The 20,351-nt window shown below is 67.2% G+C and carries 20 protein-coding genes and 1 pseudogene; 10 read left to right on the top strand and 11 right to left on the bottom strand.

Features of this window, described 5'->3' with window-relative positions:
• Positions 1-173 precede the first annotated feature (173 nt).
• Positions 174-1,964 carry a methyl-accepting chemotaxis protein gene (locus ACQY46_RS18545; RefSeq protein WP_428697480.1) on the bottom strand — a complete coding sequence of 597 codons (1,791 nt, stop codon included), beginning with the start codon at positions 1,962-1,964 and terminating at the stop codon, positions 174-176.
• A gap of 232 nt (positions 1,965-2,196) precedes the next feature.
• Positions 2,197-2,793: a hypothetical protein gene (locus tag ACQY46_RS18540; protein ID WP_428697479.1), complete on the bottom strand. Its 597-nt coding sequence runs from the start codon at positions 2,791-2,793 to the stop codon at positions 2,197-2,199.
• Positions 2,794-2,876: 83 nt separating this feature from the next.
• On the opposite strand from ACQY46_RS18540, the gene ACQY46_RS18535 reads away from it, so the two are divergent.
• A complete protein-coding gene (locus ACQY46_RS18535; RefSeq protein ID WP_428697478.1) occupies positions 2,877-3,632 on the top strand; it encodes a helix-turn-helix transcriptional regulator in 756 nt (251 codons plus the stop codon).
• On the opposite strand, the gene ACQY46_RS18530 is transcribed toward ACQY46_RS18535, so the two are convergent.
• From ACQY46_RS18530 to ACQY46_RS18520, 3 genes are all read right to left on the bottom strand, one after another.
• Entirely contained in the window at positions 3,587-3,955 is a 369-nt protein-coding gene (locus ACQY46_RS18530; protein ID WP_428697477.1) for a hypothetical protein, read from the bottom strand. The two genes, ACQY46_RS18535 and ACQY46_RS18530, sit on opposite strands and share 46 nt — an antisense overlap.
• A 132-nt stretch (positions 3,956-4,087) precedes the next feature.
• Positions 4,088-4,909, bottom strand: coding sequence for an aldo/keto reductase (locus tag ACQY46_RS18525; protein WP_428697476.1), 822 nt, complete (start codon positions 4,907-4,909; stop codon positions 4,088-4,090).
• Between the two features lie 169 nt (positions 4,910-5,078).
• Entirely contained in the window at positions 5,079-5,693 is a 615-nt protein-coding gene (locus ACQY46_RS18520) for an ATP-dependent Clp protease proteolytic subunit (RefSeq protein WP_428697475.1), read from the bottom strand.
• A 266-nt stretch (positions 5,694-5,959) separates the two neighbouring features.
• Here ACQY46_RS18520 and ACQY46_RS18515 point away from each other — a divergent pair, with 266 nt between their 5' ends.
• Positions 5,960-6,424: an Lrp/AsnC family transcriptional regulator gene (locus tag ACQY46_RS18515; protein ID WP_428697474.1), complete on the top strand. Its 465-nt coding sequence runs from the start codon at positions 5,960-5,962 to the stop codon at positions 6,422-6,424.
• Between the two features lie 21 nt (positions 6,425-6,445).
• Here the strand turns inward: ACQY46_RS18515 and ACQY46_RS18510 are convergent, their stop codons facing one another.
• Complete coding sequence (locus tag ACQY46_RS18510; RefSeq protein WP_428697473.1) at positions 6,446-7,324, bottom strand: MurR/RpiR family transcriptional regulator; 879 nt, start codon at positions 7,322-7,324, stop codon at positions 6,446-6,448.
• 254 nt (positions 7,325-7,578) lie between these two features.
• Here ACQY46_RS18510 and ACQY46_RS18505 point away from each other — a divergent pair, with 254 nt between their 5' ends.
• The 3 genes from ACQY46_RS18505 (at position 7,579) to ACQY46_RS18495 (ending at position 10,579) form a co-directional block, all read left to right on the top strand.
• The gene (locus ACQY46_RS18505; RefSeq protein WP_428697472.1) at positions 7,579-8,529 is read left to right on the top strand and encodes a sugar ABC transporter substrate-binding protein; all 951 of its coding nucleotides are present in this window, start codon (positions 7,579-7,581) and stop codon (positions 8,527-8,529) included.
• A 116-nt stretch (positions 8,530-8,645) separates the two neighbouring features.
• On the top strand, positions 8,646-9,767 hold the full coding sequence (locus tag ACQY46_RS18500) for an ABC transporter permease (RefSeq protein ID WP_428697471.1): 1,122 nt from the start codon (positions 8,646-8,648) through the stop codon (positions 9,765-9,767).
• Positions 9,768-9,769: 2 nt separating this feature from the next.
• Positions 9,770-10,579, top strand: a complete 810-nt coding sequence (locus ACQY46_RS18495; RefSeq protein WP_428697470.1) for an ATP-binding cassette domain-containing protein — start codon at positions 9,770-9,772, stop codon at positions 10,577-10,579.
• A gap of 112 nt (positions 10,580-10,691) precedes the next feature.
• Here the strand turns inward: ACQY46_RS18495 and ACQY46_RS18490 are convergent, their stop codons facing one another.
• The 5 genes and pseudogenes from ACQY46_RS18490 to ACQY46_RS18470 form a co-directional block, all read right to left on the bottom strand.
• Positions 10,692-11,489 carry an adenylate/guanylate cyclase domain-containing protein gene (locus ACQY46_RS18490; RefSeq protein WP_428697469.1) on the bottom strand — a complete coding sequence of 266 codons (798 nt, stop codon included), beginning with the start codon at positions 11,487-11,489 and terminating at the stop codon, positions 10,692-10,694.
• Between the two features lie 96 nt (positions 11,490-11,585).
• Entirely contained in the window at positions 11,586-12,125 is a 540-nt protein-coding gene (locus tag ACQY46_RS18485; RefSeq protein ID WP_428697468.1) for a DUF2867 domain-containing protein, read from the bottom strand.
• Between the two features lie 117 nt (positions 12,126-12,242).
• A complete protein-coding gene (locus ACQY46_RS18480) occupies positions 12,243-12,725 on the bottom strand; it encodes a hypothetical protein (protein ID WP_428697467.1) in 483 nt (160 codons plus the stop codon).
• Positions 12,726-13,697: 972 nt separating this feature from the next.
• Positions 13,698-14,261, bottom strand: a complete 564-nt coding sequence (locus ACQY46_RS18475) for a hypothetical protein (RefSeq protein WP_428697466.1) — start codon at positions 14,259-14,261, stop codon at positions 13,698-13,700.
• Positions 14,258-15,261, bottom strand: a pseudogene (locus tag ACQY46_RS18470) (ornithine cyclodeaminase family protein). Before ACQY46_RS18470 ends, ACQY46_RS18475 begins: the two are co-directional and overlap by 4 nt.
• A 786-nt stretch (positions 15,262-16,047) precedes the next feature.
• On the opposite strand from ACQY46_RS18470, the gene ACQY46_RS18465 reads away from it, so the two are divergent.
• The 5 genes from ACQY46_RS18465 (at position 16,048) to ACQY46_RS18445 (ending at position 19,374) form a co-directional block, all read left to right on the top strand.
• Positions 16,048-16,521, top strand: a complete 474-nt coding sequence (locus ACQY46_RS18465) for a MerR family transcriptional regulator (protein WP_428697465.1) — start codon at positions 16,048-16,050, stop codon at positions 16,519-16,521.
• The gene (locus ACQY46_RS18460; protein WP_428697464.1) at positions 16,518-16,967 is read left to right on the top strand and encodes a PaaI family thioesterase; all 450 of its coding nucleotides are present in this window, start codon (positions 16,518-16,520) and stop codon (positions 16,965-16,967) included. The genes ACQY46_RS18465 and ACQY46_RS18460 overlap by 4 nt, the downstream gene beginning before the upstream one ends.
• Positions 16,960-17,424 (top strand): N-acetyltransferase family protein, encoded by a 465-nt coding sequence (locus ACQY46_RS18455; protein WP_428697463.1) that lies wholly within the window; start codon positions 16,960-16,962, stop codon positions 17,422-17,424. The genes ACQY46_RS18460 and ACQY46_RS18455 overlap by 8 nt, the downstream gene beginning before the upstream one ends.
• 65 nt (positions 17,425-17,489) lie before the next feature.
• Positions 17,490-18,665, top strand: coding sequence for an isovaleryl-CoA dehydrogenase (locus ACQY46_RS18450; protein WP_428697462.1), 1,176 nt, complete (start codon positions 17,490-17,492; stop codon positions 18,663-18,665).
• Between the two features lie 43 nt (positions 18,666-18,708).
• On the top strand, positions 18,709-19,374 hold the full coding sequence (locus ACQY46_RS18445) for a hypothetical protein (RefSeq protein ID WP_428697461.1): 666 nt from the start codon (positions 18,709-18,711) through the stop codon (positions 19,372-19,374).
• The last annotated feature ends 977 nt before the right edge of the window (positions 19,375-20,351 follow it).

The following is a 20,351-nucleotide window of genomic DNA, read 5'->3' as shown; positions in this document are numbered from 1 at the left end:
TTGATCTTTCTGACCTGAGCTTAACGGGTTGGCGGTCTGCGTCAAATGTGGCGAATGGCGGAGGCTGCCGGGCGGGTTGGGGAGGGTGCCCTGCCGGTGGCCTTGCGCAGAACGAAAAAGGGGCGGCTTCGCGAAGGAAGCCGCCCCCTGGTTCGGGACCGTGGCCGGTCGGATCAGGCGGCCTTGCCGGCAGCCTCCGAGACAAAGCCGTCGATCGCGGTCTGCAGCTGCTCCGCCCGCTCGTTCAGCGTCTTGGATTCTTCCTGCAGCTGGTCGGCAAGATGGCTGTTGTCCTGGGTCATCTCGCCGACCTTGTTGACGGACAGGGTCAGGGTTTCGGTATTGTTGGTCGACACCTGCGCCGCCTGGGCGATCTCTCCTGTCGCCTCCTCCTGCTGGCGGACCGAATAGGCCAGGTCGTCGATGAAGCCCTGGATCTCGAGCATGATGCCGTTGATCGAGTTGATCGAGGTGACCGAGCTGGAGGTGGATGTCTGGATGGCCTCGATCTGGCTGCGGATGTCCTCGGTGGCGCGCGCCGTCTGGTTTGCGAGCGTCTTGACCTCGGCGGCGACGACAGCGAAGCCCTTGCCGGATTCTCCGGCTCGGGCCGCCTCGATGGTGGCGTTGAGGGCCAGAAGATTGGTCTGCTCGGCGATGTCCTGAATGAGCCCGATTACCGTGCCGATGCTGTCCGCCATCTTGTCGAGACGGTTCATGTTCTCGCTCGCCTGCGACGAGACGCTTGTCGCGGATTCGATCCGCGTCTTCACATCCGTGATGCGGGACGAGATCTCGGCCAGCGACGAGGTCAGCTCGGTTGTCGCCGATGCCACGGTCTGCGCGGCCGAGCCGGCTTCCGTCGTTGCCGCCAGCGAGCTGCGGGACTCCGTGTCGGTTGCCTGCGCCGACTGCTTCAGCGAGCTGGACATGCCCTGCAGGTCGTGCACCGAGACGGTCAGGTCCTTGAAGATCGAGGAAACGCGTTCCTGGAAGCTGCGGGCGATCCGGTTGCGCTCCTCGGTCAGGCGCTGTTTCATCGCCGCCGCTTCCTCGGACCGGCGTTCCTCCATCTGTCGCTTGTCGATCAGCGACTGGCGGAACGATTCCAGGGACACCGCCATGTCGCCGATCTCGTCCTTGCGGCCGAGCGCGCGGATGCTGGTGTCGATCTCGCCGCCGGCCACCGCCGTCATTTCATCGCCGAGCCGGGTCATGGAGCGAAGCACCCGCAGATAGACGACGGCGATGATGCCGGCGAGTGTCAGAAGCGTCGCCAGCACGCTGGCGAGCAGGGTGGTCTGGGCAGTGTTCCGGGAAGCCTCGGCGTCCTGGACCGCGCCTTGCGTGCGGGCCTCCATGAGCTGGTAGAACCTGTCGACCGGCTTCATGATCTCGGCCTTGATAGTGTGATACTGGCTGCTGTGCAGCATCTTTATCGGCCTGAGCGGATCGTTGCCGGCGATCGGCTTGCCGTCCTTGTCGAGGCCCTTGACATAGTTCATGGCCTCGACCTCGAGCGCGACGAGGCCATCCGAGTTGCTCTTTGCCTCGTTCAGAAGCTCGAACTCCGCGTCGGTGAACCCGAGATCCCGCATCTGGTCGAGAAGCGCCGCCGCGGCGCCGTCGGGGCGTGGCTTGGCATCGCCGGCCGCGACAAAATCCCAATAGATGCGATGGTAGCCCTGCGGCCTCGGCTTCTTGCCGTCGCGGATGGCGAGAATGTCGTTGTACTGCTGTTCGTAGGCCGAATCTCCCGTGGCCACATAGGTGCGCGCAAGTCGTGTCAGATCATCCGAACCCTGGCGCAGTTCATCTGCAAGAAGGTAGGAGTTATACTTGCGTTCGATGGCCGTGGTGACCCGATCCGTCGCGACCTGTGTCTCGTTCAGCGCATAGATGAGGGCGGCCGACGTTGCTATCGCCGCGCATCCTCCGGCGAGGATGTAAGTAATGATACGCATACTGCCTCCGGCAAACCTGATAACTATGCGGACGATCGCAGTGCGGACTAAATAATTCCTGAATCCATCTGCGTAACTTATCGTAATCATCAAGTTTAAATATGCATCCACAGGTTGTTTTTGGATTTTCTTGAATAATTTTCCCTATCCGAAGCAAAGGCTTGGCGCTTTGGTGCCCTTTGCGGGATGGGGCGCGACGTGATGCGGCGGCCCGCCGCGCCCGACATGTTTTTTAAATCACCTGACCGAACTCGATTCCCGCCGGTTCGATCAGGGCGAGAAAGGCCGCGCAATCGGGATTTCCCTGCCAACTGTCGCAGATTCGAATCGCGCTTTCCTGGCTGTCCGCGAAGGCGAGATCGAGGAAGCTGCCGTCCTGAAGCCGGACGAGGCGCTGTCCGCGCCAGCCGGGCAGACGGGAGAGGTGTTGCGCGACCATACGCTCATGCGCCTTGCGCATGTCGTCTTCGCTCACACCGGGCTTGAGGTGGAAACGGCCTATTTCCATCCCCTCGGCTGCGGCCATGGCGACCTGCGGGCGGGTTTCGGCGGAAAAATGCGCCATGCCGACGAGTTCACTGATGCTCTCGCGAAATCCGGCGAAGTCCGGCGATCCCCCGACGAGCGCCGCCGCGTTGCGGGCGTCTTCAAGACTGGCCCAGGTGACGATGTCGACCCGCTCAGTCCGGTCCTGGGCGCCGCTGAGCGGCACCCATCCGACAAATCCGGGAAGGCCCTTTGCAAGGTCCCGGGCGGCGCGGCGCTGGACGTCCGCTGTTTCGGGGTTTGCGATGCGGTAGGTGACGACTTCCATGCATGGACCGTTCATGAGTTCCTCCTTGGTTGCAGGAGCCGCCATCTAAGGCACTCATGCTGACACCTTCTGTCAGGGGTGTGGTCTAGGGTCCGGCCATGAAGGTCTTTCGGCTTTTTGCACTTCTCGACCACCTGCGCAGCGCGGTATCGCCGGTTTCCGCCGAGGTCCTGGCGCGCGCGCTCGACGTCTCGCCGCGCACGATCTATCGCGACATGGCAACGCTGCAGGCGATGGGCGCGCCGGTGCGCGGCGAGGCGGGGCTCGGCTACCAGCTCGAGCGGGGATATTTCCTGCCGCCGCTGCGCTTCGATGCGGATGAGCTGGAGGCCGTCATGCTTGGCCTGCGCCTGGTCCGGGCGCGTGGCGACAGCGCCCTGCGGGCGGCTGCCGAACGGGCGTCGGGCAAGATCGGCGCGACGGTCGCCGGCGATGCCGGCAACCCGTTCCAGCACCTGCCGCTGCGTGCTGTCTCAAGGCGCAAGGCCGGAGAGGAAATCGCCAACAGGTGGCTGCCGCTGTTTCGCGGCGCCGTCCGGGAGCGGCGTCTTGTCCGCCTCGGCTATGTGGACCTGGAGGGGCGGGGGAGCGTCCGCCAGGTCCGCCCGCTCGGCCTGACGCTGTTCGACGAGGTCTGGCTGCTCACCGCCTGGTGCGAGCACCGGTCCGGGTTTCGCAATTTCCGCCTCGACCGGATCGCGGAAGCGGCGGAGACGGGCGGCCGCTTTCGCCATGAAAGCGGCCGGCGGTTTCAGGACTATCTGGCGAGCCTGCGCGAGCCGGGCCCGGAGGCCGGCGGCTCCGCGGATCAATCGCGCTCGAAGGGGCTGAACAGCGGCGTCTCGCAGATATAGCCGACAAGACAGCGCGGGGCGTCGCGCGTTTGCTGCACCTCGGGGCGAACCGCCTCCCAGTGGTCGCAGAAGCGCGGGCCGGCGACGAAGCGCTGATAGGTGTGGCGGCCGGTGGTCATCACGATGGCGCCGTGCCGCGCCACCAGCGATTGCGCCTGGGCGCAGCTCATCCGGCGCAGATCCGGGCGCTGCGCCTCGGCCGGCTTTGGCAAGCCGGCGACGAGGGCAAGGCCGGCAAGGGCCACGGCGATCGGCCGGAGGCCGGCACGGTGTCCCCGGGAACTGTCAGTGCGGTCGCGCTTGCGCATCGTGCTGGCCTGCATGGTCGGGTCTCCTGACTGTCGTCCTGCCGCGTCTGGCGCCGCAGGCTGCAAACTCTGCCGTGCCTTCGCGGCAAGGTGATGGCGGAACGGGCCGGCCGCCGCCATCACCCCGGGGTCGGGTCATTCCCGGTTTCAGTCCCAGTCGGGGGCGAAGTCCGGGTCGATGCCGCGGCCGTCCGGGCGGGCAAGGCCGCCGATCGTGGCCATTTCATCGTCTGTCAGCTCGAAATCGAAGATCGCGGCATTCTCGGCAAGCCGGCCCGGGTTCGCCGTCTTCGGGATCGCGGCGACATTGTCCTGCTGCACCAGCCAGCGCAGGGCGACCTGCACTTCGCTCTTGCCGTGGCGCTTGCCGATGTCGCGCAGGGCCTGGGGTTCTGTGACGCGGCCCTTGGCGATCGGCGAATAGGCGGTGAGCGCCATGCCGGCGTTCTCGAGCGCACCGCGTACCGTCTCCTGCGACAGGAACGGGTGGTACTCGACCTGGTTGACGGCAAGCCGTCCGCCGGCGAGATCCTGGGCCTCGCGCACCATCGCGGCGGTGAAGTTGGAGACGCCGATCGCCCGCGTCCAGCCGCGCTCGCGTAGCTCCGTCAGTGCCTCCATCTGCTCCTTCATCGGCACGCGCGGGTTGGGCCAGTGGATCAGGAACAGGTCGAGATGGTCGAGCCCGAGCCGGTCGAGGCTGTGTTCGCACGACTTCAGCATCTTTTCCGGATCGAGACTGTCGTGCCAGACCTTGGTGGTCAGGAAATAGCTGTCGCGGGGCTGGCCGGCGGCGCGCAGGCCGGCGCCGACATCCTTCTCGTTGTCGTACATGGCCGCCGTGTCGACATGGGTCCAGCCGCTCTCGAGGGCGGCGCGCACCACGTCGCGGCAGATCTCGCCGGAGAGCGGCCACGTGCCAAGCCCGAGGGCAGGCATCTCGATACCGCCGACGATCAGGTGTTTCATGGGGAGGTCCTTCCCTTGGGGGTGATGGCGGGTGCGCTGACGCTGCGTAAAGAAAAGGCCCGGCCGGCACCTGCACCCGCCTTGAAGGGGGAGCGGGCGCCGACCGGGCCATCGTCAGCTTGCTGTCGGCCCGCTGTCCGCCTCACATGGCGGGCGGGCCGGCAGGTGTTCAGTCGAGATCGGCGACCGTCGTCGCGATCTTGCCGACCAGGCCGTACTCGATCGCCTCTTCGGGGCCCATCCAGTAGTCGCGGTCGGTGTCCTTCTCGATCCGCTCCATCGGCTGGCCCGTGGCGGCGGCGAAGAGATGGTTGAGGCGGTCGCGCATCTTGAGGATCTCGCGTGCCTGGATCTCGATGTCGCTGGCCTGGCCGCCGGCGCCGCCGGACGGCTGATGCAGCAGGAAGCGGGTGTTCGGGGTGCAGTAGCGGCGCTCCTTGGGCACCGAGATGTAGATCAAGGCACCGGCGCTCGCCACCCAGCCCATGCCCAGAATGCGGACTTCCGGGGCGATGAACCTGATCGTGTCGTGGATCATGTCGCCGGATTCGACGTGGCCGCCGGGAGAGGAGACGATCACGGTGATCGGGTCGTGCGAGACCTGCGCCATGGCCATCAGCCGGGCGCTGACGTCGCGGGCCAGCTCCTGGGTGATCGGCCCGGTGATCAGCACCGTGCGCGCGTCGAACAGATGCTTGTCGACCTGGATGGACGGCGGCGTCTTGGTCTTGTCCTCGTCCTCGTCGTCGAGGCGGCTCGGCACATCGGTCGTCTTGTTTGTCATGTGCAAGATCTGCTCCTTGTGAAGACGGAATCGGCCGCGTGCGGCCCTGTCTCGAACCCCATACTTAGGCGATGCGCGCCCGCGCGGCAAAGGGGTTCTCGCAAGAAGGTTGCCTGACGGGCGGTCGGCGGGCGGCTGGGCTGTGGACGCCGGGGACAGCCGCCGCGCGATCCCGCGATGTTTGCGCCTCTCGCGCGCCCGGCAATGCGTCGCTATAACCGGCAGATCGACGGACCGGGGCATCGTCCCCCAGTGAACGGATCGCCATGACCACGCCTCGCGATGCACTCGACCGCAAGCTGATCGCACTCCTGCAGATGAATGCACGCATGCCGACCTCGGACCTTGCACGGCGTCTCGGGGTGGCGCGGTCCACCGTGCACGAGCGCATTGCCAGGCTGGAGCGGTCGGGGGCGATCGCCGGCTACACCGCCGTGCTGGCGCGGCCGGATACGGGCAACATTGTGCGGGCGCTGGTCATGCTGGCGGTGGAGCAGCAGCAGGTGCGCGAGACGCTGAAGCGGCTGGCCACCTTTCCCGAGATACGCACCTGCCTGACGATTGCCGGCGAGTTCGACATCTTCCTCGTCGTCGAGGCGCCGCAGCTCGAGGATCTCGACGAAGCGCTCGACGAGATCGCCGTCGTGCCGGGCGTCCGGCGCTCGCAGTCCGCCATCGTGCTGGCCTCGAAATTCGACCGCAGCCCGGCCGGCATGCCGCCGGCAAGCTGACGGCAGCCTGCACATCGTTTCTCAGGCGGACGTGTCGCCGCCGCCGCCCTTGCGGCGGATCTCGGCCGCGGCGACGCAGAGCGCCATGGCAAGGCACAGCGTGCCGGAAAGCGAGCGGAAGGCGCCGAGATCGGCTTCCGCCACCTCGATCACCGTGCGTGCCGGCTGGATCAGCGGCGAGAACGGCGAATCCGTCACCGCCAGGACCGGCACGCCGCGCGCCGCCGCCGCATTGGCGACATCGACGGTCAGCGCGGTGTAGGGGGTGAAGCTGATCGCGACGACGAGATCGTCCGATGTTGCGGCAAGCGCCTGTTCGGGGCCGAGCGAGGCGAGGTTGTCGACAAGCACCGCCGCCATGCCGAGCTTCGACAGTGCATAGGCCATGTAGGCGCTGACGGGAAAGGCCCGTCGCTGGCCGATCAGGTAGATCACCCGGGCGCGGGCCATGGCACGCGCCGCCTCGTCCATGGTGGCCGGCGAGAGCGTGTTGCGCAGCCGCAGCAGCGAGGCGACGGCGGTGTCGACGAAATCGCCGAACAGGGCATGGGCACCTTGCGTTTCGCCCGCGCGCCGGCGCAGCACTTCCAGCCGCTCGTCATAATCGGGCCAGCGCTCGCGCAGCCTTGCGCGGAACACGTCCTGCAGTTCCGAAAAGCCCTGGTAGCCGAGAGACTGGGCAAAGCGCACCAGGGTCGAGGGCTGCACGCCGGCCTGCTCGGCGATGACGGCAACCGTTCCGAACGTCACGTCGTCTGGCCGGTCGACGGCAAAGGCCGCCACCTGCGCCAGCCGTTTCGGCATGGCGGGCTTGCGCTCGATCAGCAGCGCCCGCAGCGCGTCGTAGTCGCGCGGGGCTGCGGGGACATCGTCCTGTTCCTTGTCGCTGCTGGCGCTCACCGGCCTGCCTCCCTTTCGCCTTCCGCTGCGTCCCGCACGCGCCGAAGCGCGCACGAGGCGGATTTCAGCTTGACACCGCGAAAGCAAAAATGGAATAAAAATTCCATATGATGTTTTTTGGAATGCATCATTCTGAAATTTCCGGATGCCGCGCGGGAGGAGCCGGTGGCCGGAAACCGGCGAGGCGGCGCGCCAGGGGCCGCAACACAATCATTGAACGGAGCCCCGAAACGGGGACGATGGGAGGAAAGCACATGAAACGGTTCGTCACTCGCTTGCTCACGGCCGCGGCCGTGGTCGGTTTCGCCGCCACTGCCGGCACCGCGCCGGCAACGGCCGAAGATATCAATATTATCGTGGTTAGCCATGGCCAGGCTGCCGATCCGTTCTGGTCGGTGGTCAAGAACGGCGTTGCCAAGGCCGGCGAGGACATGGGCGTCACGGTCGACTACCGCGCGCCCGAGACGTTCGACATGGTGGCGATGTCGCAGCTGATCGATGCCGCGGTCAACCAGGAGCCGCAAGGGCTGATCGTCTCGATCCCGGACGCGGATGCGCTGGGCGATTCGATCCGCAAGGCGGTTGCAGCCGGCATCCCGGTGATCTCGATGAATTCGGGGTCCGACGTTTCCGCCTCGCTTGGCGCGGCGCTTCATGTCGGCCAGGAAGAATACGACGCCGGCAAGAAGGCGGGCGCGGCGCTCGCCGAAATGGGCGGCAAGAAGGGGCTCTGCGTCAATCACGAGGTCGGCAACGTCTCGCTCGACCAGCGCTGCCAGGGCTTTTCCGACGGCTTCGGCGGTCCGGTGACCGTCCTGCCGACCACCAACGACCCGGCCGAGATCCTCGCCAAGGTCAAGGCTGCGCTCGCCTCCGACGGGGACATCGACACGGTGATGGCGCTTGGCGCCTCGCTTGCCGGTGAACCGTCCCTGCAGGCGGTCAAGGACAGCGGCATGCTCTCGCAGGTGAAGGTCGCGACCTTCGATCTCTCCGCCAACTTCCTGCAGGCGGTGGCCGATGGCGAGGCCGCCTTCGGCATCGACCAGCAACAGTATCTGCAAGGCTACCTGCCGGTCGTGTTCCTGGCCAACCATGCCCGCTACGGCCTGATGCCGGGCGGCAACGTGCCGTCGGGTCCGAACCTGATCACCCAGGAAAAGGCGGCCCAGGTGGTCGAGTTGTCCGCACAGGGCATTCGCTGAGACAACGACCGCGCGGGGAGGGCGTGTCCTCCCCGCGCGGCCCGTCCGGCGCGGGTAATCCGCTGCCGGCCAGCATGCGCGCCGGTGTCCGGCGGACAAGGAACGGGTTCTTCAAGATGAGCGATGAACAGGCGGCCGCCTCTCCGCCCGTGCCGGCGGACGAGCGGCTGAGACAGACAACCGTGATGACGAAGCTCCTGCGCCGGCCCGAGCTCGGCGCGCTTGCCGGCCTCGTGCTGGTGACGGGCTTCTTCATGCTGGTCGCCAATCCGGCGATGTTCTCGCTCGCCGGCGTGATGAACTTCATGGCGCCTGCGGCCCAGCTCGGCATCCTCGCCATCGGCGCCGCGCTGCTCATGGTCGGCGGCGAGTTCGACCTTTCGGTCGGCTCCATGGTCGCCTTTGCCGGGCTCGCCTTCGGCGCGGTGCTGGTCACCTGGGAAATGCCGCTTGTCGTCGCCATTGTCGCGACGCTCGCCTTCGCCGGCGGCATCGGCGCGCTCAACGGACAGATCGTTTTGCGCACCGGTCTTCCTTCCTTCATCGTGACGCTGGCCTTCCTGTTCATCCTGCGCGGGCTGACGCTGGTGGGTCTCAAATGGGCGACCGGCGGGGCGACGCAGCTGCGCGGCGTCAAGGAAGCCGCCAGTGACAGCCCGGTGCTGGAGTTTTTCTCGGGCGAGGCCTTCGAGGGGCTGTTCGCCTGGCTCGCCGCCAACGGCTATACCGACACGTTCCGCAACGGGCTGCCCAAGGTCACCGGCGTTCCGGTCGAGATCCTGTGGTTCGCCGCGCTTGCGCTGGTCGCAACCTGGATCCTGCTGCGCACCAAGTTCGGCAACTGGATCTTCGCCGCCGGGGGCGATGCCAATGCGGCGCGCAATTCCGGCGTGCCGGTCACGCGGGTGAAGACCATCCTGTTCATGGCGACCGCCATGTGCGCGGCGCTGGTCGCCATCCTGACCGTTCTGGATGCCGGCTCGACCGATGCGCGGCGCGGCTTCCAGAAGGAGTTCGAGGCGATCATCGCGGCGGTGATCGGCGGCTGCCTGCTCACCGGCGGTTACGGGTCGGCGATCGGCGCCTTCTTCGGCGCGATCATCTTCGGCATGGTGCTGATCGGCCTCACCTATACCGGCATCGACCAGGACTGGTACCTGGTCTTTCTCGGCGGGATGCTGCTGATCGCGGTGCTGTTCAACAACTTCATCCGCAAACGCGCGACAGGGGAGCGCTGATCATGGGCAGCATCTCATCCTCGATCGCTTCCGCCGTGCCGCCCCTCATCGAGGTGCGTGACCTCGTCAAGCATTTCGGTTCGGTCATCGCGCTGGGCGGCGTCTCGATGAACGTTCATGCCGGCGAGGTCCTGTGCCTGCTCGGCGACAATGGCGCCGGCAAGTCGACGCTGATCAAGACGCTGTCGGGCGTGCACCGGCCGACTTCGGGCGCTTTCGAGGTGGAGGGCCGCCCCGTCTCCTTCTCCAGCCCGCGCGACGCGCTCGATGCCGGCATCGCCACGGTCTACCAGGACCTGGCGATGATCCCGCTGATGTCGATCACCCGCAATTTCTTCATGGGGCGCGAGCCGCTGAAAGGGGTGGGGCCGTTCAAGTACATGGACATGACCCATGCCGACGCGGTGACCCGCGAGGAAATGCACCGCATCGGCATCGACGTGCGCGATCCGCAACAGGCGGTCGGCACGCTGTCGGGCGGCGAGCGGCAATGCGTCGCCATCGCACGCGCCGTCTATTTCGGCGCCAAGGTGCTGATCCTCGACGAGCCGACCTCGGCGCTCGGTGTCGCCCAGACCTCGATGGTGCTGAAATACATCAACCAGGTGCGGGCGAAGGGGCTCGGGGTGATCTTCATCACCCACAATGTCCGTCACGCCTTTGCGGTCGGCGACCGCTTCACCGTGCTCAACCGGGGCAAGACGCTCGGCACCCACGGCAAGAGCGAGATCACCATCGACGCGCTGCAGAACCTGATGGCCGGCGGCAAGGAGTTGCAGGACCTTGGCGCGGAGCTTGGCGGCACGGTCTGAGGGCGATTCAATCGGGCAGGTTCGGCGGGGCTCCCTCCCACATCAAGGGTCCCGCCAAACGGCGAAACTCGGCCGCGGGCTTGTCCGCGGCCGCTTTTTTGTCACGTCGTCCTCAGCGTTCCCTGCGCCGCAACCCGCCAAACAGGATCATTGCCAGGAAGGGCAGCGACGGCCACTGGAACCAGAGCGTTCCCGGGCCTGTCAGCATGTTGAGGATGAAGAAGAAGGCGATGCCGCCGACGGCTGTCTGGACCCGTCGCGACTGGGACCGGTACCAGCCGAGCGCGGCGTGGACCGCCTGCCCGAGGGGCCGCTGCTCCGGTGACGGGATGGCGGGCGCGGACATGCCGGCGGGGTTGCCGTCCCGCGCCGGACGGGCCGCGTTGTCGCCGCCGACACGGATGCGCCAGGTGTCGACCGGATCGGAAATGTTCTTGACCGCGTGGGCGCCCAGCGGCTCGAAGCCCATGGCGAGTTTCGATTTCACCTGGTCGTGGACCGTGCCGGAAATGACGATGCCGCCGGGTTCGGCCATCTGCTGCAGGCGCGCGGCGATGTTGACCCCGTCGCCATAGATATCGTCGCCCTCGACCATCACGTCGCCGAGATTGAGCCCGATGCGGAAGGCCATGCGCTCGGCCTCGGGAAGCGCCTCGTTGCGCTTCGCCAGCTCGCCCTGGATCTCGGTGGCGCAGCGCACGGCCTCGATGACAGAGGCGAACTCGACGATCACCGCATCGCCCCAGGTGTTGACGATGCGTCCGTCGCGGGCGGCGACCAGCCCGGCGATCGCCTCGCGGCAGGTGCGAAGCCGGCCGAGCGTGCCGTCCTCGTCGGCCTCCATGAGCCTGGAATACTGGACCGCGTCGGCGCAAAGGATTGCCGCCAGCCGCCGTTTGACCTGGCTCATGAGCCTCGTCCCCGAGTTGCTTCAGGTCTCTTGAATGGCTCTTTGCAGGCCCGAGTTCAAGTCGGGTGGCGCAAGAAAGCGATCCGGCCGGGTCCCTCAGCCGGTTGCCGTCATCTTTTCCAGCCGCCTGAGGTCGGCGGCGACGATCATCCGGTGGGCGAGGGCGACCGGAACCATGTAGAGCCTGCCGAACAGATTGTGCACCTTGACCGAGCTGGTCACCCGATAGGTCCGCTCTTGCGCCGACAGCCAGGTCATCACGTCGAGATGGCGGTCGCGGACGCTCAGAACCAGGTCCGTGTCGCTTGCGTGCTCGACCAGGAAGAAGTCGAGCCGCTCGCCCGGCGCGACGCTGGTCCGTCGCGCGCCGGAAAAGCCCGAGATCGGCGCGACGCCGAAGCTGCCTGAGATCGCGTCCCGCACCCGCATGGCGGCGGCCAGAAGCGGCGATGGCCCTGAGCGGATGAGGTTCCATCCTTCCAGCGCGGTCACCGGCCGGTCGAGCGTCACGGAGCGCGCATGCAGGAAGGCGAGCTCGCTTTCGGGGGCGACCAGATAGGGCGGGCCGGAACCAGGGATGGTGGCAGCGGAGGCCATGGCTGCGGAGGCAAGGGCGCGCGGGTCGGTGTCGGGCATCGTGGGCTCGCGGGGTGCTGCCGGCGCCCCCTGGCGCCAGCCGACCCGGATCACGCTAGCAGCGCTTCCCCATGGTTGCAGCGCGCGCATTGACGCAGCCTTTGGCGGCAGTGCCGCTCAGCCGGCAAAACCGCTCTTGTAGAGCAGGGGCAGGGCGAGTGTCGGGGAGACGGCGAGGCCGGCGACGATCAGCAGGATCGCCGTCCGGTGCGGGGCGAGGACCGGCTGGCCTCCCGGCCTTGCCCTTGCGGCGAGCGTGTCGATCAGCAGCGGGATGAAACAGAGCACGCAGAAGGCCCCGATCACCGGCAGGATATGGGGAAACGGCAGCCAGAGCGCGAGAACGGCAACGGTCTTCCAGAACCCGCCACTCTTGAAAAGAAAGGCAAAGCCGAGAAGGCAAACGACCAGCCCGGCAAGGCCGGAAAGCAGATGTGTCGCCATCGTGGAAACGTCCATGCCGCTCGAAAGGCCCGCCACCGGCATCGCGGCGGCCAGCAGGATCAGCCCGGTGTTGGGAACAGTGCCCTTGCCCCGAAACAGGCAGACAAGGCCGAACCCGACAAAGGCCAGGCTCATGATCTGATTGTAATCGAACATCGGGCAATCCTCGTTTGGCGAAATGTCACTGATGCGAAAAGGCGCGGGCGCGTAAGGAGAGGGGGAAGCACCTGACTGCCCGTCGAGACTGCCTCAAATCCACTACCCATAGGTTTCGCCGGTCTGGCCCGCCGATGTCGGAAGCCTCCACGCCCGCAGCGCCCGCTGAGAGCCGTCACGCCGGCCGGGGTTGCCAATGGATCCCCGCTCGGGGGCGGGGATGACGGCGGAGAGGGGGGCAAGGGCGGCGTGACATCGGCGGCGGGGTTGGCCGGTGCCCGCTCCCCCCTCTGTCCCCTTTTCGGGGACATCTCCCCCTCAAGGGGGGAGAGGGGCGCGCGTGGCGATGCCCGTAGTCCTGTCATTCCGCCTGCGACCCGTTCCCAACCGTTACCCCACCCTCAGGCCGTCACCCCACTCTCCGCGCGTCACCCCCGCCGGAGCGAAGCGAAGAGCGGGGGCCCATTCGTTCCCGGAGCGGGAGTGATGGGATTGGGGTGGTCGCGCAGCGCTCCGCTGACACGGGCAGTGTCGGTACAAGGCGGAGGCGGCGAAGGGCCCCATGCCTGTCGAGATCGGCGAGAGCCATCACACATGCCGGGGTTGCCAATGGATCCCCGCTCGGGGGCGGGGATGACGGCGGAGAGGGGGCCAAAGGCGGCGTGTCGCCGCCCCACCCTCATGCCGCCGCCCCACTCTCCGCGCGTCACCCCCGCCGGAGCGACCGCGAAGAGCAGGGGCCCATTCGTTCCCGGAGCAACCGCAATGGGGACGCGGTGGCGGCGTGCCGGTTCGCCGGCACCAGCTGTGTCGCTCCGGTCCGCCGCCGGCGGTGACTCGCCTGTCACGGCCGGCCTGTCACGACCGGCCTGTCACGACCGGCCTGTCACGACCGGACAACGGACGAGGTGCCAGTCCCTCGACAGGCGTCGCTGATCGAGGGCGCGCTTCAACCGGTCGCTGATGAAGAAGTCATCCACAATGAGTTTGTCCCACCACAGATCGGGGCCTTCGAGCGCGGCTCTTGAGAAAAACAGCCAGGGGCTTGTCGCGACGTGCCCTTGGCACCCCCCAGCGTCCCAACGCAACTTGATCCAGGTTCGCGCTCTTCTCCGGCAGGAGGGCGTCCTTCCTGTTGCCCTGGCTGAGATAGAAGAACGCGCCCGGCATGGGCGTCTTGCCGTCCGGATGCCACAGGCGCACGGGGTAGAGCGCGCCCTTGCCCATGTCGAAGCTCCGCACCACCTCGGCGCTTTCGCCCGACAGGAAAATGAAGCCGTTGGAAAAGATCTGCGGCACGCGTTCTTCGTGCGCCGACGGATGGCTGTTCGGGAGCGGATAATTGTCTGTCGGAAACCGGTCCTGTGGCAGGAACCAGCCGATCTTGGTCTGCCCCATCGCTTCCAGGATCGGCTCCGGCGTCCTTCCGCCATTCTCGAATTCTTCGCGCGGTACCCAACCACGCGAGTTCACTATGCCGTGGCCTTGCACCAACCAGATGCAGGGTTCCGTTCCGCTTGTCTCCTGCCCGCTCATCCGCGCGCCCGCCTCCTCACATCACCGGCAGGACGCGGGGACGAGGCGGGGCGCTGTCCGGCGGAGGCCGTCTCATAGGCGAGGATCGCGCCGGCAAGATCCTCCAGCGCGGCGCCGACCGACTTGAACAGGGTGATGTCCTCGTCCTGGCGAAGCACCGGCGGACACCACGCGCGAGATCGAAGAGATCGCCCTCGATCGCCGTTTCCGTGAGCGCGCCGGAGGCCAGCGCCTGGACGATATCGCCACCTTCCTTGACGGCGCCGCCGCGGGTGTCGACGAAGACGCGGGCGCGGGAAACGGCCTCGTCGTCGCTCTCGCGCATGGTCGGCTTGAAGGCGCCGACAAGATCGAGATGAGAGCCCGGCTTCAGCCAGGCGCCGTGCACCAGCGGCGTCTCGGACAGGGTCGCGCAACTGACGATATCGGCCTCGCGCACCGCCGGTTCGAGATCGGGGGCGGCATTGGCGAGGATGCCGAGCTCTTCAGAAATCTCCCCGGCGACCGCCTTCGCCTTGTCGATGTCCCGCCCCCAGACGGTGATGCGCGACAGCGGCCGCACCGTGGCATGGGCGGCGGCGAGGTTGACCGACAGCCGGCCCGTGCCGGCGATCACCAGATGGCGGGCGTCCTCGCGGGCGAGATAGTCGGCGGCAAGCGCGGAAGCGGCGGCGGTGCGCCGGGCGGTGAGTTCGCCGCCATCGATCAATGCCACCATCTCGCCGGTGCGCGCGTCGTTGAGCATGTAGCTCGCCATCACTGCCGGCAGGTCGCGCGTGCCGTTGCCGGGCACGACAGTGGCAAGCTTCACCCCGAGATAGCGTCCCGGAACCCAGGCCGGCATCAGCAGCAGGGTGCCGTCCGCCTCGCCTGGCACGGCAAAGTCGTGATGGTGCCGAACCGGGCTCTCGCAGCCGTCGCGGAACATGGCGCGCAGGGCCTCGATCAGCGGACCCCATTCGAGCGCCGCGCGGGTCGCCTCACGGTCGAGTTGCAGCATGGCGGCGGTCTCCCTTTTCTCGCCGGTCGTCCGAAGGCTGTCGCGGCGGACAATTCCCGGTCCTTGCCGGGTCCCCTTTTCGCAATAGCTGTCCTGCGTCCCTGTGACAACCGCTCGCCTTGCCCGGAGTGACGGCCTGAGGGTGGGACCGGCGTCCGAATGCAGTCGGCCGGCTAGGACAGGGAGCCGGCCACACGCACCCCTCTCCCCCCTTGAGGGGGAGATGTCCCCGGCCGGGGACAGAGGGGGGAGCGGGCGCCGGCCACTCTCGCCGCCGTTTAGCTGTTGACGCCGGCCTTGCCCCCCCTCTCGGGCCGTCATCCCCGGCTTGACCGGGGATCCATTGGCAACCCCGGCAGACATGACGGCTCTCAGCGGTCACGGCAGGCGCTGAGCCCTTTGCCGCCCGTGCGTCGGAGTGCTGTGCAGCCTCCCCGATCTCCATCGCCGCCACTCTGGGAACGAACGGGCCCCCAAGACTTGCATCTCGCGGCTTCGCCTTGCCCGGGGGGGACGGCCTGAGGGTGAGGTGAAGGCCGAGAGCCTACCGGAGGTGCGGGTGTCCGCCTGAGCATGTCGCGACAACCGGGAGCCGGCCGCAATCGCCGGTGACTGCATGAGCGCGGGGCAACCGCGTCATTCCGCGTGCAGCGCAGCGGAGATATATAGGCGAGTGGCCGCCTGAAGCGAATTTAAGTTACGCGAACAAGCCAATGATATTAATCGCCTAAATTTACTCTATTGACTGGAACGTAAACGTCATGCAGGCTTTTCCGTGGAGGAGCCATGCAGCCCTATTATACAATCACACAGCTCACCCAGGAATTCGGCGTGACGACCCGGACGCTGCGCTTCTACGAGGCGGAGGGGTTTCTCAAGCCGCAGCGCCGCGGCCGCCAGCGGCTCTACCGGCCGGGCGACCGCACCCGGCTGAAGCTGATCCTGCGCGGCAAGCGGCTGGGCTTCTCGCTGGCCGAGATCCGCGACATCATCACCATGTACGACAAGGCGCCCGGCGAGGCCGGCCAGCTGCAGCTTCTCCTGCAGCGCATCGAAAGCCGCCGCGCCGACCTTCTGGCCAAGCGCCACGACATCGACCTGACCCTGTCCGAGCTGGACGAGGTGGAGGCCGGCTGCCGCGCCCGCATGGCGCAGCTCGGCCCGCTGGCGGACCTTTTTGCCGAAGCCGATGCCGAAAGCACACCCTCTCCCGAACGTTCCCCGCGCCCCGCGGGCAAGAAGAAGGCTACCAAGACATGAGCGGTTTCGAACCCCGCGATCCGGACTGGCGCGCCCGCGTCGAGGCAAGCTTCGTCCGCCAGGCCTTCATGGCGACGCTCGGTGCGACGATCGACCGGCTGGAGCCCGGCGCCGTCGATCTCGCGGCCGGCTTTGCCGACGGGCTGACCCAGCAGCACGGCTATTTCCACGCCGGCGTGACGACAACGCTGGCCGATACCGCCGCCGGCTACGCGGCGCTTTCGCTCTATCCGAAGGGGTTCGGCGTGTTGACCACCGAGTTCAAGATGAACCTGCTCAATCCCGGCCGGGGCAAGCGGCTGGTGGCACGCGGGCGCGTCATCAAGCCCGGCCGCACGCTGACGGTGGCCGCCGCCGATGTCTACGGGCAGACGCCGGGCGAGGCGGACATCCACATCGCCACGGGGCTTTTCACCATGATCGCGCTGGAGGGACTGAATGACTGAGGCAGAACGGATCGCGATCCGGCCGCTCGCCGCCGCCGACCGCGCCGACTGGCAGCCCCTGTGGCAGGCCTATCTCGACTTCTACCGGCAGGAGCTTGCCGAGGGAGTGACGGAGGCCGTCTTCGCGCGGATTTCCGGCGATGGCGCCCATTGCGGCCTCGTCGCCGAGCGGGACGGAAAGATGATCGGCTTCGTCCACTACATCGTCCACGAAACCACCTGGTCGCTGGCGCCGACCTGCTACCTGGAAGACCTTTATGTGGACGGTGCGACGCGCGGCGGCGGCGCCGGCCGGGCACTGATCGCGGCCGTTGGGGATGCGGCGCGTGCGCGCGGCTGCCGCTCCGTCTACTGGCACACCCATGACGACAATGCCCGCGCACGCACCCTTTACGACAAGGTCGCGGTGCTGAGCCCCTTCGTGCGCTACGACCAGATCCTGACCCCGCAATCCTGACCCAACCGCCCGGACGCGCGCCGCCCGCATCCCGGCCGCGCCCTTCCGAACCGGAGACCAAAGCCATGATCCGCAACGATTTCCCGTCGTTCAACTTCAACCTCGGCGACACCGCCGACATGCTGCGCGACAGCGTCCGCTCCTTCTCCCAGGACACGATCGCGCCGCTCGCCGACCGCATCGACCGGGAGGACTGGTTCCCCCGCGCCGAACTGTGGCCGGCGATGGGCGAGCTCGGCCTGCACGGCATCACCGTGGAGGAGGAATGGGGCGGCACGGGCCTTGGTTACCTGGAGCACTGCATCGCCATGGAGGAGGTCAGCCGCGCCTCCGCCTCGATCGGGCTCTCCTACGGCGCCCATTCCAATCTCTGCGTCAACCAGCTGCGCCGCTGGGGCAATCAGGACCAGAAGACGCGCTATCTCGGCAAGCTGGTCAGCGGCGAGCATCTGGGCGCGCTCGCCATGTCGGAGCCGGGCGCCGGGTCCGACGTGGTCTCGATGAAGCTCAAGGCCGAGAAGAAGGGCGACCGCTACATCCTCAACGGCACCAAGATGTGGATCACCAACGGCCCGGATGCCGACACGCTGATCGTCTATGCCAAGACCGATCCGTCCGCCGGCGCCAAGGGCATCACCGCTTTCCTCATCGAGAAGGGCTTCAAGGGCTTTTCCGTCGCCCAGAAGCTCGACAAGCTCGGCATGCGCGGCTCGGAAACCGGCGAACTCGTCTTCGACAATTGCGAGGTGCCGGAGGAAAACGTGCTGCACGAGACCGGCAAGGGCGTCAACGTGCTGATGTCCGGCCTCGACTACGAGCGCGCGGTGCTGGCTGCCGGCTGCATCGGCATCATGCAGGCGGCGATGGACGTGGTCATTCCCTATATCCATGAGCGCAAGCAGTTCGACCAGCCGATCGGCACCTTCCAGCTGGTGCAGGGCAAGGTCGCCGACATGTATGTGGCGATGAACGCCACCCGCGCCTATGTCTACGCGGTGGCGCAGGCCTGCGACCGGGGCGAGACGACGCGCGAGGACGCCGCCGGCGCCATTCTCTACGCGGCGGAGAACGCGACGAAGCTCGCGCTCGACGCGATCCAGCTGCTCGGCGGCAACGGCTATATCAACGAGTACCCGACCGGCCGGCTGCTGCGCGATGCCAAGCTCTACGAGATCGGCGCCGGCACCTCGGAAATCCGCCGCATGCTGATCGGCCGGGAGATCTTCAACAAGACGGCCTGACGCGCGGGACCGTTTGCGGTGATGTGAGGAGGCGGGCGCGCGGATGAGCGGGCAGGAGACAAGCGGAACGGAACCCTGCATCTGGTTGGTGCAAGGGCACGGCATAGTGAACTCGCGTGGTTGGCGGTCCCGTGAAACATTCGAAAATGGCGGAAGGACGCCGGAGCCGATCCTGGAAGCGGTGCGGCAGACCAAGGTCGGCTGGTTCCTGCCGCAGGACCGGTTTCCGACAGACAATTATCCGCTCCCGAACAGTCATCCGTCGGCGCACAAACGACGCGTGCCGCAGATCTTTTCCAACGGCTTCATTTTCCTGGCGGGCGAAAGCGCCGAGGTGGTGCGGAGCTTCGACATGGGCAAGGGCGCGCTCTATCCCGTGCGCCTGTGGCATCCGGACGGCAAGACGCCCATGCCGGGCGCGTTCTTCTATCTCAGCCAGGGCAACAGGAAGGACGCCCTCCTGCTGGAGAAGAGCGTGAACCTGCGGCAACAGCCTGGCTCAGGTCGCTGGCGGGTATCGACGGCACGTCCCCAAAAGCCCCTGGCTGTTTTCTCCGGGGCGGCGCTCGAAGGCCCCGACCTGTGGTGGGACAAACTCATTGTGGATGACTTCTTCATCAGCGACCGGTTGAAGCGCGCCCTCGATCAGCGACGCCTGTCGAGGGACTGGCACCTCGTCCGTTGTCCGGTCGTGACGGGCCGGTCGTGACAGGCCGGTCGTGACAGGCCGGCCGTGACAGGCGAGTCACCGCCGGCGGCGGACCGGAGCGACACAGCTGGTGCCGGCGAACCGGCACGCCGCCACCGCGTCCCCATTGCGGTTGCTCCGGGAACGAATGGGCCCCCGCTCTTCGCGTCGCTCCGGCGGGGGTGACGCGCGGAGAGTGGGGCGGCGGCATGAGCGCGGGCCTGCGAGGGGGCGGCCTTGCCTCTTCTCGGCGGTCATCCCGGACTTGATCCGGGATCCATTGGCAACCCCGGCGGGTGTGGCAGGCACTGTCAGTCGTGACGGGCGCGGAGCCCTTCACCTCCGCCCTTTACCGACACCGCCGGTCGCGACGGACCGTCACGCGACCGCCGCGCTCCTGTCGCCTCCGCTCTGGGAACGAATGGGCCCCGGGTCGCGCGATGCTTGCCCGGGGTGACGGCCTGAGGGTGCGGTGGCGACCGAGTGCCGACTGCACCGCGTGATGCGGGAGTGCGAGCATCGCCACACGCACCCCTCTCCCCCCTTGAGGGGGAGATGTCCCCGAAAAGGGGACAGAGGGGGGAGCGGGCACCGACCAATCCCGCCGCCAGATGGTGCTGGCGCCGACCCATGCCCCTTCTCGCACCTCACCCCTCCGCGCGGCCATCGACACGTCGGCCTTTGCCCTCTCTCGGACGTCATCCCCGCCTCCGAGCGGGGATCCATTGGCAACCCCGGCCGGCGTGAAGGCTCTCGCAGTTCGCGGCAGGCATGGAGCCCTTCGCCGCTTCCGCCTTGTACCGTGCCCGTGTCAGCGGAGCGCTGCGCGACCACCCCAATCCCATCGCCCCCGCTCTGGGAACGAATGGGCCCCGGGTCGCGCGATGCTTGCCCGGGGTGACGGCCTGAGCGTGGGGCGGCGGCAGAACGCCGACTGCACCGCGTGATGCGGGAGTGCGGGCATCGCCACACGCGCCCCTCTCCCCCTTGAGGGGGAG

The organism is Stappia sp., from assembly GCF_965276915.1.
In the GTDB taxonomy this organism is placed as follows: Bacteria; Pseudomonadota; Alphaproteobacteria; order Rhizobiales; family Stappiaceae; genus Stappia.
The sequence above is the reverse complement of the archived record's forward strand: the minus strand, read 5'-3'. Positions and strand labels throughout refer to the sequence as shown.